Raw genomic sequence first — 13,069 nt, 5'->3', positions numbered from 1 at the left:
CAGAGAAGTTAAGCCTCGTCACGCCGATGGTACTGCGTAACAGTGGGAGAGTAGGTAGCCGCCGTTTTTAAGAAGCCCCTTGATTCAACTAAGAATCAAGGGGCTTTCTGTGTTTAAACCAGAAGAAAAGATAACCTCTGGTATTTATACCGTCCTTTTTAGCAGATGCAAACCTCATAATAGTTTGTTCAATAGAGATGCTTTTTTTAACAAATTAAAATAATGTTCCCTAGAACAAAACACTTTGCAACTTGTTCTTAATAGTAGAGACAAATTTTTATGTTTAAATGATGTAAACAATGATATATGTATGCATTTAATTGCTACATTTGTTGCTGAATCTATAATGGACGAATAAAACAACTAAAAATGCAATGAAACTTTCGCCGAAATTCATATTAGCTTTTGTTCTGCTGATGCTATCTTTTAGCATGGGTGGAAATGCTATGAATTTTTCGGCTTATGCTTCAAACAGTGAGGCCTCTTGTCAACTGTCAGAATCATCTTCTGATGTTAATCGTAATTCTTCTGTAGATAATCAGTCGGTCAGTTATGATAACTCGCAGTCATTAACTATTTCTGATGTAGAATTAGGATTTAAATTAGTAACTGAATCAAACTCTAATAATTATCGCCTGCGTAGAATCATTGAAATCAATGACTCCTTAAAAGACGTTATACATAAGTTTCTCGTGTTAAGAGAAAATTCTTTAGTATTAGATCAAAGTAAATCATTTTATTCGGATAAGGATCCACATTACTCCATTACGTGTAGCGACTACTACGTGTTCGCTCTAAGACGTATCCTTATTTAGTTTATTTCCCCTATTATCCGTTTTTTTTCGTACTCTGTATGAACTGTGTGACTTTTTCCTTTTAAAAGTTGCAGGGTCTGTAGCGCAGTGTGTCTAATCGAAATTTTTACTTCCTAAATAACTAAAATTAATTTCTTAACAAAAAACTTATTATGGAAACTACTAAAAAAACTCAAGTTGTAGGTATAAAGAATGCCGGTATCGTAATCATCTGCTGTTTAGTAATAGCTGTGTGTATCTATCAGTTCCTATTAGGGAATCCATCCAACTTTATGAACAATGACCCGAACAATCATCCGTTGAATATGTTGGGTACTATTTACAAAGGTGGGGTTATCGTGCCTATTATCCAGACATTGTTGTTAACCGTTCTTGCTCTGAGCATTGAGCGTTATTTCGCTCTTCGTTCTGCTTTCGGTAAAGGCTCATTGTCTAAGTTTGTAGCTAACATCAAAGATGCTTTAGCTGCTGGTGACATGAAGAAAGCACAGGAGATCTGTGATAAACAACGTGGCTCTGTTGCTAACGTAGTAACTTCTACTTTGCGCAAGTATGAGGAAATGGAAAAGAATACCTCTCTTCCTAAAGAACAGAAGCTGCTAGCTATCCAGAAAGAACTTGAAGAAGCTACAGCTTTAGAAATGCCTATGATGCAACAAAATCTTCCAATTATCGCTACCATCACTACCTTGGGTACATTGATGGGATTGCTTGGTACTGTAATCGGTATGATCCGTTCATTTGCTGCTTTGTCTGCTGGTGGTGGTGCTGACTCTATGGCTTTGTCTCAAGGTATCTCTGAAGCTTTGATCAACACAGCTTTCGGTATCTTGACTGGTGCATTGGCTGTTATCTCTTACAACTATTACACTAACAAAATTGATAAATTGACTTACGGACTTGACGAAGTCGGATTCTCTATCGTGCAAACTTTTGCTGCTACTCACTAATTCTGCGAACCCTTATAAAATCTATTATTAATCATGGGTAGAGCGCAAATTAAAAAGAAAAGTACGTTCATAGATATGACCGCTATGAGTGACGTTACTGTATTGCTTCTGACTTTCTTTATGTTGACATCAACATTTGTGAAAAAGGAACCGGTACAAGTTACCACTCCGGCTTCCGTATCGGAAATCAAGATTCCGGAGACTAATGTACTCCAGATTCTGGTTGATCCGGAAGGAAAAATATTTATGAGCCTCGACAAGCAGCAGGATATGCAGGCTGTCTTGGAGAGCATGGGTGAAGAGTATGGCATTAAGTTTACTCCGGAGCAAGAGAAGAGATTTATGTTGTCTTCTACTTTTGGAGTGCCTATCAGAAGTATGCAGAAATATCTTGATCTCCCCGAAGATCAACGGGATAAGATCCTTAAGAATGAAGGCATTCCATGTGATAGTGTTGATAATCAGTTTAAGTCGTGGGTGCGTAATGCACGTACTGCCAATGCTGATCTACGTATTGCTATCAAGGCAGACGCTAAGACTCCATACTCAGTGATAAAGAACGTTATGAACTCACTTCAGGATCTGCGGGAAAATCGGTATAATCTGATTACTTCTCTCAAAGCAGAATCTGAAAATTAAAAAGGAGGAAATACAATGAGTGCTGAAGTACAAGAGAGCGGTGGAAAAAGAGGAAAAAGCAAACAAAAGAAAATATCTGTCCGAGTGGACTTTACACCGATGGTGGATATGAACATGTTGCTGATTACTTTCTTTATGCTTTGTACCACACTGAGCAAACCTCAGACGATGGAAATAAGTATGCCGAGTAATGACAAAGATTTAACTGAAAATCAGAAGAGTATGGTGAAGGCTTCACAAGCAATTACATTATTGCTAGGGGCTGATAATAAACTTTATTATTATGAGGGAGAGCCTAACTACAAGGATTATACCTCCTTGAAAGAAACTAGTTACGGCGCAGATGGACTACGTGCCGTACTCCTTCAGAAAAATGCTGTTGCTGTCAATAAAGTAAGAGAATTGAAACAACAGAAACTGGATCTTAAGATAACGGAGGATGAATTTAAGAAGCAGGTTGCTGAGATAAAGAGCGGAAAGGATACACCGACCGTAATTATCAAAGCTACGGATGATGCTTCTTATATGAATCTGATTGACGCGCTGGACGAAATGCAGATATGTAATATTGGTAAATATGTGATAACAGACATTGCAGAAGCTGATGAATTCTTGATGAAGAATTACGATGCGAAAGGTGAATTGTCACAGAACTTAGCCGGTAATTGATGTAACACCCAAAAAAGAAAAGTAAAATGGCAAAATTAGATTTAGCTTCTTCGGAATGGTGTCAACTGATTTTTGAAGGCAAGAACCAAGCATATGGCGCATATAAAATGCGTGCCAATTCGACAAAACGACACAATGTCGCAATGTTGATTGTGGTAATCATAGCAGCAGTTGGATTTAGCATCCCTACGTTGCTTAAGTTGGCTACTCCGGAACAGAAAGAAGTGATGACAGAGGTTACTACTTTGTCGAAATTGGAAGAACCGGAAATTAAACAGGAAGAGATGAAACGGGTTGAACCGGTTGCGCCTCCTCCTCCTGCGTTGAAAAGTTCTATTAAGTTTACTGCCCCTGTCATTAAGAAAGATGAAGAGGTGCATGAGGATGATGAGATCAAGAGCCAGGAAGATTTGAATGCTACTAAAGTATCTATCTCTATTGCCGACGTAAAAGGTAATGACGAGGCAAATGGTAAAGATATCGCTGACCTTAAGCAGGTGGTAACACAGGCTGCACCGGAACCGGAAAAGGTTTTCGATATGGTAGAACAGATGCCGACGTTTCCTGGTGGTCAACAGGAGTTGATGGCATATCTGGGTAAGAACATCAAATATCCGACTATTGCACAGGAGAATGGAACACAAGGTCGCGTTATCATACAGTTCGTTGTTGAACGTGATGGTTCTATTTCTGATGTACGTGTGGCGCGTGGTGTAGACCCTTATCTGGATAAGGAAGCTGTGCGCGTGGTAAAAAGCATGCCGAAATGGCTCCCTGGTAAACAGAATGGAAAAGCGGTACGTGTGAAGTTCACCGTTCCGGTAATGTTTAAACTACAATAAAAAATGATGAAGAGACAATTTAGGCTGATAGGAATCGTTGCGCTGGTGCTGTTGAGTGCTTGTAACTCGAAATCGAAAGGGCCGACGGATACTTATTCTTCCGGCGTGGTAACGATCGCGGCGGATGAAAGTTTCGAACCTATCATACAAGAAGAGATAGAGGTGTTTGAAAACCTGTACCCTTTGGCCGGGATTGTCCCTCGCTACACTACTGAAGTGGAAGCGATAAATTTACTTCTGAAAGACAGTGTCCGGTTGGCTATTGCAACCCGGACACTGACTAAGGAAGAAATGAATTCATTCCACAGCCGTAAATTTTTCCCTCGCGAGATAAAATTGGCTACGGATGGTTTGGCATTGATTGTGAATCGTGCTAATCCGGATTCTTTGTTGAGTGTACGTGATTTCCGCCGCATCCTCACCGGTGAGGTGAAAAACTGGAAAGATGTAAATCCGGATTCCCGGTTGAAAGGGATTCAGGTGGTGTTCGATAATAAGAACTCCAGTACCGTACGTTTTGCAATAGACTCAATCTGTAGTGGAAAACCGTTGGCAGAAGGTAACGTCAGTGCCTTGAAAACCAACCAGCAAGTGATAGATTATGTAGCGAAAAATCCCGATGCTATGGGAGTTATTGGAGTTAACTGGTTGGGGAACCGCAGTGATACAACCAATCTTTCTTTTCGCGAAGAGATCAAAGTGATGTCAGTGAGTGCAGAGGATATAGCAACTCCGGCTAACAGTTATAAACCTTATCAGGCTTACCTGTTCTATGGTAATTATCCGTTGGCACGATCTATTTATGCATTACTGAATGATCCTCGCAGTGGGCTGCCTTGGGGATTTGCTTCTTTTATGACATCCGACAAGGGGCAGCGGATTATATTAAAATCCGGACTTGTTCCGGCTACACAGCCGGTGCGTATTGTCCACGTGAAAGACGAATAATAACTAAAATTAGAGACTATCATGAAACGAGTACAAATGTTTTTAGCTGGAGCGTTTATAGCAGTAGGGTCGCTCTGTGCGCAATCAACCGATGCCGAATGGCAGGCGGAAGTTGCAAAATTGAAAGGAACTATTCAGACGAATCCGGCACAGGCTGCTGAAGAAGCCGAACATCTGATTAAAGGAAAGAATAAAAAGAATGTGGAACTTTTGGTAGCTATCGGAAACGCATATCTGGATGCTGACAAACTTCCCGAAGCGCAAGAATATGCAACTCTTGCCAGAAAAGCGAATGGTAAATCAGCTCTTGCTTCTGTATTGGAGGGAAATATCGCCATGAAACAGAAAAACGGAGGTCTTGCTTCTCAAAAATATGAAGAGGCGATTTATTTCGATCCGAAATGTACGGAAGCTTATCTGAAATATGCAGATGTTTATAAGTCAGCCAATGCAAATCTTGCCATTGAAAAGCTGAACCAATTGAAGGCCCTGGAACCGTCCAACACAGCCGTAGACAAAAAACTAGCCGAGATTTATTATTTAAAAAATGATTTTAGCAAAGCGGTGGAATCTTATGCGAATTTTGCAATGGGACCTACTGCCACAGAAGAAGACTTAGTGAAGTATGCGTTTGCTTTATTTTTGAACCATGATTTTGAAAAATCACTCGAAGTGGCTAATATGGGATTGCAAAAGAATGCCCATCATGCTGCGTTCAATCGTTTGGCAATGTATAACTATACTGACTTGAAGCGTTTCGACGAAGCGATAAAAGCGGCAGACATCTTCTTCAATGAATGTGAAAAAGCCGATTATTCTTATTTGGATTATATGTATTATGGACACTTGCTGGAAAGTCTGAAAAAATATGATGACGCAGTAATACAATATGAGAAAGCGGTAAAGATGGATCCGACAAAGACGGATTTATATAAAAATATCTCTTCTGCTTACGAACAGAAGAATGATTATAAAAAAGCAATCAGTGCTTACCAGAAATATTATTCATCCCTTGATAAAGAAAAACAGACTCCGGACTTACAGTTTCAGGTTGGTAGACTTTATTACGGTGCTGGTACGCAACCTGATTCATTGACAATCACTGTTGAAGAACGCAAGCAGGCGTTGATGTCCGCCGATTCTGTTTTCCATGCAATTGCAGAAGCGGCACCGGACAGCTATTTGGGTAACTTCTGGAGAGCACGTGCCAATTCAGCACTGGATCCTGAAACCACTCAAGGGCTTGCGAAACCTTTCTATGAGGAAGTGGCTGCTTTATTGGAAAGCAAAAATGATCCTCATTACAATTCAGCTTTGGTTGAATGTTACAGTTATCTTGGATATTACTATTTGTTAGCGATCGAGAATCCGGCATTGAAGGCCGAAGCAAGGGCTAATAAAGATAAATCCATAGAATACTGGAATAAAATTCTGGCTATAGACCCCGCTAATGCTACTGCTAAAAGGGCATTGGACGGCATCAAATAGTGAATAATTTTAGTTGTTTGTCGTGACAGGAGGAGTGGAGAGTGATCTTAGCTCCTCCTTTTTTTGCACTTTTTTCTCCTTTTCTATTGGAATATTCAAAAGATTATCTACTTTTGTGGTGTACTATTACACTAATACACTAAAAGATCATTATTCATTAAACAGAAATACTATGATTACAGTAGAAAATCTTTCATTTACTTATCGTAAATCGAAGCGTGCGGTACTACATGATTTTTCGCTTTCGTTCGAGTCCGGCAGGGTATATGGCCTGTTGGGAAAGAATGGCGCGGGAAAGTCTACTCTTCTCTATCTGATGTCCGGGTTATTGACTCCTAAAAACGGCAAAGTGGTGTTTCACGATACAGATGTGCGCCGTCGGTTACCGATTACTTTACAGGATATGTTTTTAGTCCCCGAAGAGTTTGAATTACCTTCAGTCTCTTTGGTCAGCTATGTGGAGTTGAACAGTCCTTTTTATCCCCGTTTCAGCAAGGAAGAGATGATTAAATATCTCCATTATTTTGAGATGGATATAGATATTGATCTCGGATCACTTTCTATGGGACAGAAAAAGAAAGTATTCATGAGCTTTGCGCTTGCTACAAACACTTCTCTTTTGTTGATGGACGAGCCGACCAACGGACTGGACATTCCCGGCAAAAGTCAGTTCCGTAAGTTTATCGCATCGGGTATGTCGGATGATAAGACGATTGTAATTTCTACGCATCAGGTTCGTGACATCGATAAGGTGCTCGATCATGTATTGATTATGGACGACAGCTGTGTATTGCTGGATGAATCTACAAGTAATATTTGCGACAAGCTTTTCTTTGTGGAGAGTGACGATCGGGAATTGGCGAAAAGTGCTCTTTTCGCAATCCCTACTATCCAGGGAAATTACCTGATACTTCCTAACGAAGAACAGGAAGAATCGGAATTAAACCTGGAACTTCTTTTTAATGCTACGCTGGCGGCTCCTGAAGAGATAGCCCGATTGTTTCACACTCAAAAATAAAAGACGATGATAAAAGATACTTTTTTCAGTTTGCCTCGTTTTATAAATCTCTGCCGCAAGGAGATGGTGGAGAATTGGAGATCGAATGTGCTTCGTATGGTGTTGATGTATGGAGTGATGGCAGTGGTAATGGTTTGGAATGGATATTTTGCGTATAGAGGTACTTATGATTATGAGAACGATCCGGCATGGGTATTTCTTCTGGTTGTTTTTATCTGGGCTTTATGGGGCTTCGGCGGTTTGAGTGCTTCGTTTACAATGGAAAGGATGAAATCGAAAACGAGCCGCACTTCCATGTTGATGGTTCCGGCAACTCCTTTTGAGAAATTCTTCTCCAGATGGTTTGTATTCACAGTGGTGTATCTGGTTGTTTTCCTGATTTCTTATAAGTTGGCAGACTATACACGTTTGATTATCTATTCTTTAGCTTATCCGGAAAAGGACTTTATCGCCCCTGTTGCTTTGTCGCATTTGGTTGGAGACGAAAAATATTATACTTTGTGCAACAGCGGGTTGGAATTTGGAGCACTGATGTCAGGCTATTTCTTTGTTCAATCTTTATTTGTGCTGGGTAGCTCTATTTGGCCAAAGAACTCTTTCCTGAAAACATTTGCGGCAGGAACAGTGATAGTTATGGTGTATTTTTTAGCCGGCATTTTGATGAGCAAGATTCTGTTGGAAAACGGCCAATATTATTCGGGCGGCATATTCGAGTCCAAAGATACTATTTTGTCGATCATAATTGTTGCCGGCATCTTTTTTGCGTTGATGAATTGGACACTGGCTTATTTCCGCTTTAAAGAGTCCGAAATTATTAATCGAATGTAATACTTAGCCTATGAATTTTAAAGAAAGTAAAGCTATTTATTTACAGATTGCAGATAGAATCTGTGATGAGATATTGCTGGGGCAATATCCGGAAGAGGAGCGAATCCCTTCTGTCAGAGAGTATGCTGCTATTGTGGAGGTGAATGCTAATACGGTGATGCGTTCCTTTGATTATCTTCAGGTGCAGAGTATTATTTATAATAAACGTGGCATTGGGTATTTTGTAGCTTCGGGAGCGAAAGAGCTGATTCATTCTCTCCGTAAGGATACTTTTTTAAAGGAAGAACTGGACTATTTCTTTCGTCAGCTGTATACGCTTGATATACCGATAAAAGAAATAGAGACAATGTATCATGAGTTTATAAAAAAGCAAAAATAGAATAAAGACGAATATTATGAAACGTACTACTTATATATTTATAGGCCTTCTCGTTTCGGGATTGATTGTAATTGTGGCAACAATTATTTTCATATCTATGTCAGGGAAGTCGTATCGGGAAAATGGAGCCTTTTTGGGTGATGAACAAGTGACAATGGACTTGAATGGCGTGCATGTTGTTAAGGTATTTGTCAGCCAGGATGGAGTACCCGAAGAGAGACGTGTGTTTGTAAGCGGAGAAATGAAAATAGAATCTCCTTCCGCTTCGTCAGGGAAAGAGCAAATTTCGTATCCTGGGGGGAAATATTTGAATGTAATCCAAAAGGATGATACTCTGTTTATGAAGCTGGATTTTAGTGCGAACAATATTCCTGATAAGTTTCAACACCAAGATTATATTTACTCAACTGGTTTTAACGTAAAATTGGCTGTGGACTCGCTGGCTGGCATAATCACTGATACGGAAGGTTTGAAATTAAACCTGAAGGGTGTTGAAATGGATTCATTGATTGTCCGTGGGCGCTATAATGTATTGCTTGATTCTTGCCAATTTCGTTCGCTTGATATTCAGGGGAATGTGAGGGAATTTCATGCAAAAGACAGTAAAATAGAAAACTTCTATCTGAATTTAGATGGTGTGTGGAGATGGACATTTGCGAATACGGAGGTAGGAACGGAATATCTGGCTGGTAGCGGTCGTCATTCTAACGATTTGCAAAAAGGAGAATGTAAGCGGGTTGTCTGGACTCCTCTGACAGAAGATGCATGCTTGCAGATGAATATAGAAGAAAAGGCGGAGATTACAATAACGCCGGAATGAATGAAGCGAAATAGGTATGAAGATATAAAATATTGCACGAATTACTAGACAGTATCTAAACTGGAAAAGGAGCAATAATGGCTTTTAAAGTGCCTCCTAAAAGTAAGATGAAAAACTTTTAGGGGCATCTTTATTCCGTTGTTGCTCCTTTCAATATTGAGGGTTATATCGTCAAATTACAATGCTTTTGTCAAAGTGAAGCAATCGATATCCGGTGCCCAGTTGTAACTATTACCCATGCGAATGGTGTTGTAACCGGCTTTTAGCTCAACGGGAACTGTGATTTCGTTGTGGTTATTATCCTCACCCAAAGAATCGATTTTGGTAATAATACCGTTGACATCCAATTCTATCTGGCGACCTTTACCGTAGGAGTAATGAATAGTCATGTTATAGCGTCCGCCATCTCCGCTGTACACTTCCTTCCATTCGGCATAATTTTCCGGTTGTCCACCCAGGAAACCTACTTTCATTTTGCCGGAAGCTTCCTTGTCATTGGCATAAAGAATACCTTTAGGATTTTTGCCAAGGTCGTTGAAAAGAGGCAAGTAAGCCCATTCCGCTTCGTACAAAGTCGGTTCCAGACGTGTTTCGCCTTCCATGCGGAGGAACATGGCACTGTGTGCCGGAAGCGTTTGTTCGAAAGCATCGGAGAAGTTGCCTAAATCGCTATGTTTTACGAGATCACGTACTTTTACGTTTCCTCCAAATTCCAATGAAGAGAACGGGACGGAGAAACTGCATACGGTATCGGAAGGATTGTAGAGAGCCACAGCACGTACGTTTCCACGTTTCTGCTCAATATCTTTCACGAGTACATAACCTTCATTTTCATGTTGCGCTACATAGGCCTGCAAGCCCAGCGGGTCTTGGTTGAGGGCAATCAATTCTTTATTTTTCAGCAGTTCGAGAGAAGAGTCCGGTATGTTTTCCAGGTTACATCCGATAAGCAAAGGAGAGCTCATGATACACCATAAACCGAAATGAGCTTCTTCTTCTGTCGGGGTAAGACCTTGTCCGCCCACTTTGCTGTCGTTACGGAATCCGATAACCATCATATCCATGTCATTGTAATGTCCGTTGCCGGCATAGGCAGACAGGTAAAGATTCTTGCCGACTACATATTTTAATGAGCCCCAATGTGCGTTAATATCCCCGCTGATACGCCAGGAGGTTGCTGCATCTTTAGCCCAAGTGCCCGGGAAGGCCCATCGGCAGATATTGATGGAAACATCTTTGTTTACTTTGTCTATACTGTTCCGGATTGAGGTGTAGCGTTCCTTTTCACTGAGTCCCAGCGCGTCTCCTCCGCAATAATCAATTTTGATAAAATCGAACCCCCAATCGCCAAAGTATAATTGGGCGTCTTGCAGTTCGTGTCCATAGATGCCTGCTCCTATACCAGCTGTGTCACTGTCCCACATGGAACCGCACGTACTATTACCCGCATCGGTATAAAGGCCGGCTTTCATTCCCAGGCTGTGAATATGGTCCGCTACCGGTTTCATGCCGTTCGGGAACCGTTTTTCATTTCCAAGCATAATTCCGTTGTCGTCACGTTTTCCGAAATAGCCGTCATCGATATTGACATAATGATATCCGGCATCTTTCAGACCTTTTTTCACCATCAGGTCAGCCTGATTTTTGATAATGTCTTCACTGATGTCTACACGAAACGCATTCCATGAACTCCATCCCATGATAGGAGGATTGACTGCCTTTTCATTTTCCGAAAGAGTGGTTTGAGTCTTTGTGCAGCTGATGCACATAAAAGAAGTTACTGCTACTGTAAAGAGATAAATACTGTTTTTCATGATATAATAGGTTGGTATTTTCTTTTGTATAGCCGTCCCGATTTCGTCCCGGTGAGTAAATAGAAATAAAGGGCAACTTACTGTATTCCAGAAAGCTACCCTTTATTTTGTCGGAATGAGGCGACTCGAACGCCCGACCCCTACGTCCCGAACGTAGTGCGCTACCAACTGCGCTACATTCCGATTGCTTACGAAGTGGTGCCACCAGGAATCGAACCGGGGACACAAGGATTTTCAGTCCTTTGCTCTACCAACTGAGCTATGGCACCTTTCTCGTTTGCGGGTGCAAAGATAAGTATATTTTTTAATACCGCAATAACTTAGCGGGAAAATTTCGCCAAATTCTGACCGGTGAAAATATAAATGTATTTTTGTTGGAATAAATATGTAGATACCCCATTATTTATGCAACATATTTTATAAATTTACGCACTGAAACTATCAAAACATTATAAACACTCTAATCCTATGTCATCACTGGCAATTATTATTATAATAGTTCTATTAGCTGCCTTTATTTATGTGTGGGCAAAGTGCCAGTCACTCCAAAAAGAGGTACATTCGAAAGAAAACAAAGAGAATGAACTTAAAAAGTTGGCTTTGGTTTTGCAGAACATCAATGCCTACTTCTTATTGATTGATAAGGATTTGGTAGTCTGTGACACTAATTATTATTCTTTGAACCGTCTGCCTGTTCAGGTAGGTGGAGTTACAAAAAGAGTGGGGGATTTGTTGCATTGTAGAAACGCGATTACAGCCGGTGTATGTGGTCGGCATGAACAGTGTAAACTATGTTGTATTCGTGCGTCTATCGGTAAGGCTTTTTACAAGAAAGCAAGCTTTAAAAATCTGGAGGCTTCGATGAAGCTGTTGAGTGAGGATGAGACGACAGTAACTCCTTGCGATGTATCGGTATCGGGTACTTATCTGAAGATTCATGGCGAAGATTATATGGTGTTGACTGTTTATAATGTGACGGAACTGAAGAATGCGCAAAGGTTACTGACCATTGAAAGAGAACATTCCATTTCTGCCGATAAATTGAAATCAGCCTTCATCGCTAATATGAGCCACGAGGTTCGTACGCCATTAAATGCTATTGTCGGATTTTCCGGTTTGATGGTGTCGGCATCCAGTGAAGAGGAGAGAAAAATGTATGCTGATATTATTGTAGAGAATAACGAACGGTTGTTGCGCTTGGTGAATGATATTTTCGATCTTTCTCAAATAGAATCGGGGACAGTTGATTTTGTTTATACGGAGTTTGATGTCAATGATTTATTGAGAGAGTTGGACGGAATATTTAAGATGAAATTGAATGACTCGTCGGTGGAATTGATTTGTGAGGCACATGTAGAACCTATTATGATGTATTCGGAACGGGAACGCATCATTCAGGTATTGTCTAACCTCTTGCATAATGCGATGAAATTCACCACGTCGGGTGAAATTCGTTTTGGTTGCCGCCTGGAAAGCACGGACGAGATTTACTTTTTTGTGTCCGACACCGGCATTGGTATACCGGAAGAAGAACAGAAAAAGATATTCTCACGTTTCATAAAACTCGATCGTGAAATGCAGGGGACGGGACTTGGACTGACTCTTTCGCAAACAATTATCCAAAACCTGGGCGGAAATCTTGAACTCGATTCGGAAATTAACCGGGGATCCACTTTCAGCTTTGTGTTGCCACGGGTGATTAAGCCGGAATTGATTAAGCCCGGCCTATAAAGTAAATCGCCCTTACTACAGTTGTAAAGTGTATCTCAAAAGTGTTAAATCTGACTTTTGGGGTGCAGTTCACTTGACTGTAGTGAGGGTGATTTTATAAATTCAAGGCTTTTCGAATTGTCTTGAAC

The 13,069-nt window shown here is 40.7% G+C and carries 13 protein-coding genes and 2 tRNA genes; 12 read left to right on the top strand and 3 right to left on the bottom strand.

Features of this window, described 5'->3' with window-relative positions; genetic code table 11:
- The first annotated feature begins 374 nt into the window (after nucleotides 1-374).
- From I2I04_RS21115 to I2I04_RS21065, 11 genes are all read left to right on the top strand, one after another.
- Nucleotides 375-815 (top strand): hypothetical protein, encoded by a 441-nt coding sequence (locus tag I2I04_RS21115; RefSeq protein ID WP_195470558.1) that lies wholly within the window; start codon nucleotides 375-377, stop codon nucleotides 813-815.
- A 152-nt stretch (nucleotides 816-967) separates the two neighbouring features.
- On the top strand, nucleotides 968-1,765 hold the full coding sequence (locus I2I04_RS21110; RefSeq protein ID WP_143260175.1) for a MotA/TolQ/ExbB proton channel family protein: 798 nt from the start codon (nucleotides 968-970) through the stop codon (nucleotides 1,763-1,765).
- A gap of 33 nt (nucleotides 1,766-1,798) precedes the next feature.
- Nucleotides 1,799-2,404, top strand: coding sequence for an ExbD/TolR family protein (locus I2I04_RS21105; protein ID WP_143260176.1), 606 nt, complete (start codon nucleotides 1,799-1,801; stop codon nucleotides 2,402-2,404).
- Between the two features lie 15 nt (nucleotides 2,405-2,419).
- Nucleotides 2,420-3,073, top strand: coding sequence for an ExbD/TolR family protein (locus I2I04_RS21100; RefSeq protein ID WP_143260177.1), 654 nt, complete (start codon nucleotides 2,420-2,422; stop codon nucleotides 3,071-3,073).
- Between the two features lie 26 nt (nucleotides 3,074-3,099).
- Nucleotides 3,100-3,915, top strand: coding sequence for an energy transducer TonB (locus tag I2I04_RS21095; protein WP_143260178.1), 816 nt, complete (start codon nucleotides 3,100-3,102; stop codon nucleotides 3,913-3,915).
- Nucleotides 3,916-3,918: 3 nt separating this feature from the next.
- Nucleotides 3,919-4,863, top strand: coding sequence for a PstS family phosphate ABC transporter substrate-binding protein (locus tag I2I04_RS21090; RefSeq protein ID WP_143260179.1), 945 nt, complete (start codon nucleotides 3,919-3,921; stop codon nucleotides 4,861-4,863).
- A 21-nt stretch (nucleotides 4,864-4,884) separates the two neighbouring features.
- Nucleotides 4,885-6,351 (top strand): tetratricopeptide repeat protein, encoded by a 1,467-nt coding sequence (locus I2I04_RS21085; RefSeq protein ID WP_195655822.1) that lies wholly within the window; start codon nucleotides 4,885-4,887, stop codon nucleotides 6,349-6,351.
- 172 nt (nucleotides 6,352-6,523) lie between these two features.
- Nucleotides 6,524-7,369, top strand: coding sequence for an ATP-binding cassette domain-containing protein (locus I2I04_RS21080; protein WP_143260180.1), 846 nt, complete (start codon nucleotides 6,524-6,526; stop codon nucleotides 7,367-7,369).
- Between the two features lie 6 nt (nucleotides 7,370-7,375).
- A complete protein-coding gene (locus I2I04_RS21075) occupies nucleotides 7,376-8,197 on the top strand; it encodes a hypothetical protein (RefSeq protein WP_195655821.1) in 822 nt (273 codons plus the stop codon).
- A gap of 10 nt (nucleotides 8,198-8,207) precedes the next feature.
- Nucleotides 8,208-8,576 (top strand): GntR family transcriptional regulator, encoded by a 369-nt coding sequence (locus I2I04_RS21070; RefSeq protein WP_195655820.1) that lies wholly within the window; start codon nucleotides 8,208-8,210, stop codon nucleotides 8,574-8,576.
- 16 nt (nucleotides 8,577-8,592) lie between these two features.
- Entirely contained in the window at nucleotides 8,593-9,396 is an 804-nt protein-coding gene (locus I2I04_RS21065; protein WP_195655819.1) for a hypothetical protein, read from the top strand.
- Nucleotides 9,397-9,572: 176 nt separating this feature from the next.
- On the opposite strand, the gene I2I04_RS21060 is transcribed toward I2I04_RS21065, so the two are convergent.
- The 3 genes from I2I04_RS21060 to I2I04_RS21050 form a co-directional block, all read right to left on the bottom strand.
- Nucleotides 9,573-11,210 (bottom strand): alpha-galactosidase D, encoded by a 1,638-nt coding sequence (locus I2I04_RS21060; RefSeq protein WP_195655818.1) that lies wholly within the window; start codon nucleotides 11,208-11,210, stop codon nucleotides 9,573-9,575.
- Between the two features lie 110 nt (nucleotides 11,211-11,320).
- Nucleotides 11,321-11,393, bottom strand: a tRNA-Pro gene (locus tag I2I04_RS21055).
- A gap of 13 nt (nucleotides 11,394-11,406) precedes the next feature.
- Nucleotides 11,407-11,479, bottom strand: a tRNA-Phe gene (locus tag I2I04_RS21050).
- Between the two features lie 199 nt (nucleotides 11,480-11,678).
- On the opposite strand from I2I04_RS21050, the gene I2I04_RS21045 reads away from it, so the two are divergent.
- Nucleotides 11,679-12,941: a sensor histidine kinase gene (locus I2I04_RS21045; RefSeq protein ID WP_195655817.1), complete on the top strand. Its 1,263-nt coding sequence runs from the start codon at nucleotides 11,679-11,681 to the stop codon at nucleotides 12,939-12,941.
- The last annotated feature ends 128 nt before the right edge of the window (nucleotides 12,942-13,069 follow it).

Source organism: Bacteroides sp. 1001136B_160425_E2 (genome assembly GCF_015559655.1).
Lineage (GTDB): Bacteria > Bacteroidota > Bacteroidia > Bacteroidales > Bacteroidaceae > Bacteroides > Bacteroides luhongzhouii.
Note: the sequence above shows the minus strand (reverse complement) of the source record. Positions and strands in the feature narration are given on the sequence as shown.

Coding starts and splice junctions, on each gene's coding strand:
- I2I04_RS21115 (WP_195470558.1), top strand. CDS start 375: ATGAAACTTTCGCCGAAATTCATATTAGCTTTTGTTCTGCTGATGCTA.
- I2I04_RS21110 (WP_143260175.1), top strand. CDS start 968: ATGGAAACTACTAAAAAAACTCAAGTTGTAGGTATAAAGAATGCCGGT.
- I2I04_RS21105 (WP_143260176.1), top strand. CDS start 1,799: ATGGGTAGAGCGCAAATTAAAAAGAAAAGTACGTTCATAGATATGACC.
- I2I04_RS21100 (WP_143260177.1), top strand. CDS start 2,420: ATGAGTGCTGAAGTACAAGAGAGCGGTGGAAAAAGAGGAAAAAGCAAA.
- I2I04_RS21095 (WP_143260178.1), top strand. CDS start 3,100: ATGGCAAAATTAGATTTAGCTTCTTCGGAATGGTGTCAACTGATTTTT.
- I2I04_RS21090 (WP_143260179.1), top strand. CDS start 3,919: ATGATGAAGAGACAATTTAGGCTGATAGGAATCGTTGCGCTGGTGCTG.
- I2I04_RS21085 (WP_195655822.1), top strand. CDS start 4,885: ATGAAACGAGTACAAATGTTTTTAGCTGGAGCGTTTATAGCAGTAGGG.
- I2I04_RS21080 (WP_143260180.1), top strand. CDS start 6,524: ATGATTACAGTAGAAAATCTTTCATTTACTTATCGTAAATCGAAGCGT.
- I2I04_RS21075 (WP_195655821.1), top strand. CDS start 7,376: ATGATAAAAGATACTTTTTTCAGTTTGCCTCGTTTTATAAATCTCTGC.
- I2I04_RS21070 (WP_195655820.1), top strand. CDS start 8,208: ATGAATTTTAAAGAAAGTAAAGCTATTTATTTACAGATTGCAGATAGA.
- I2I04_RS21065 (WP_195655819.1), top strand. CDS start 8,593: ATGAAACGTACTACTTATATATTTATAGGCCTTCTCGTTTCGGGATTG.
- I2I04_RS21060 (WP_195655818.1), bottom strand. CDS start 11,210: ATGAAAAACAGTATTTATCTCTTTACAGTAGCAGTAACTTCTTTTATG.
- I2I04_RS21045 (WP_195655817.1), top strand. CDS start 11,679: ATGTCATCACTGGCAATTATTATTATAATAGTTCTATTAGCTGCCTTT.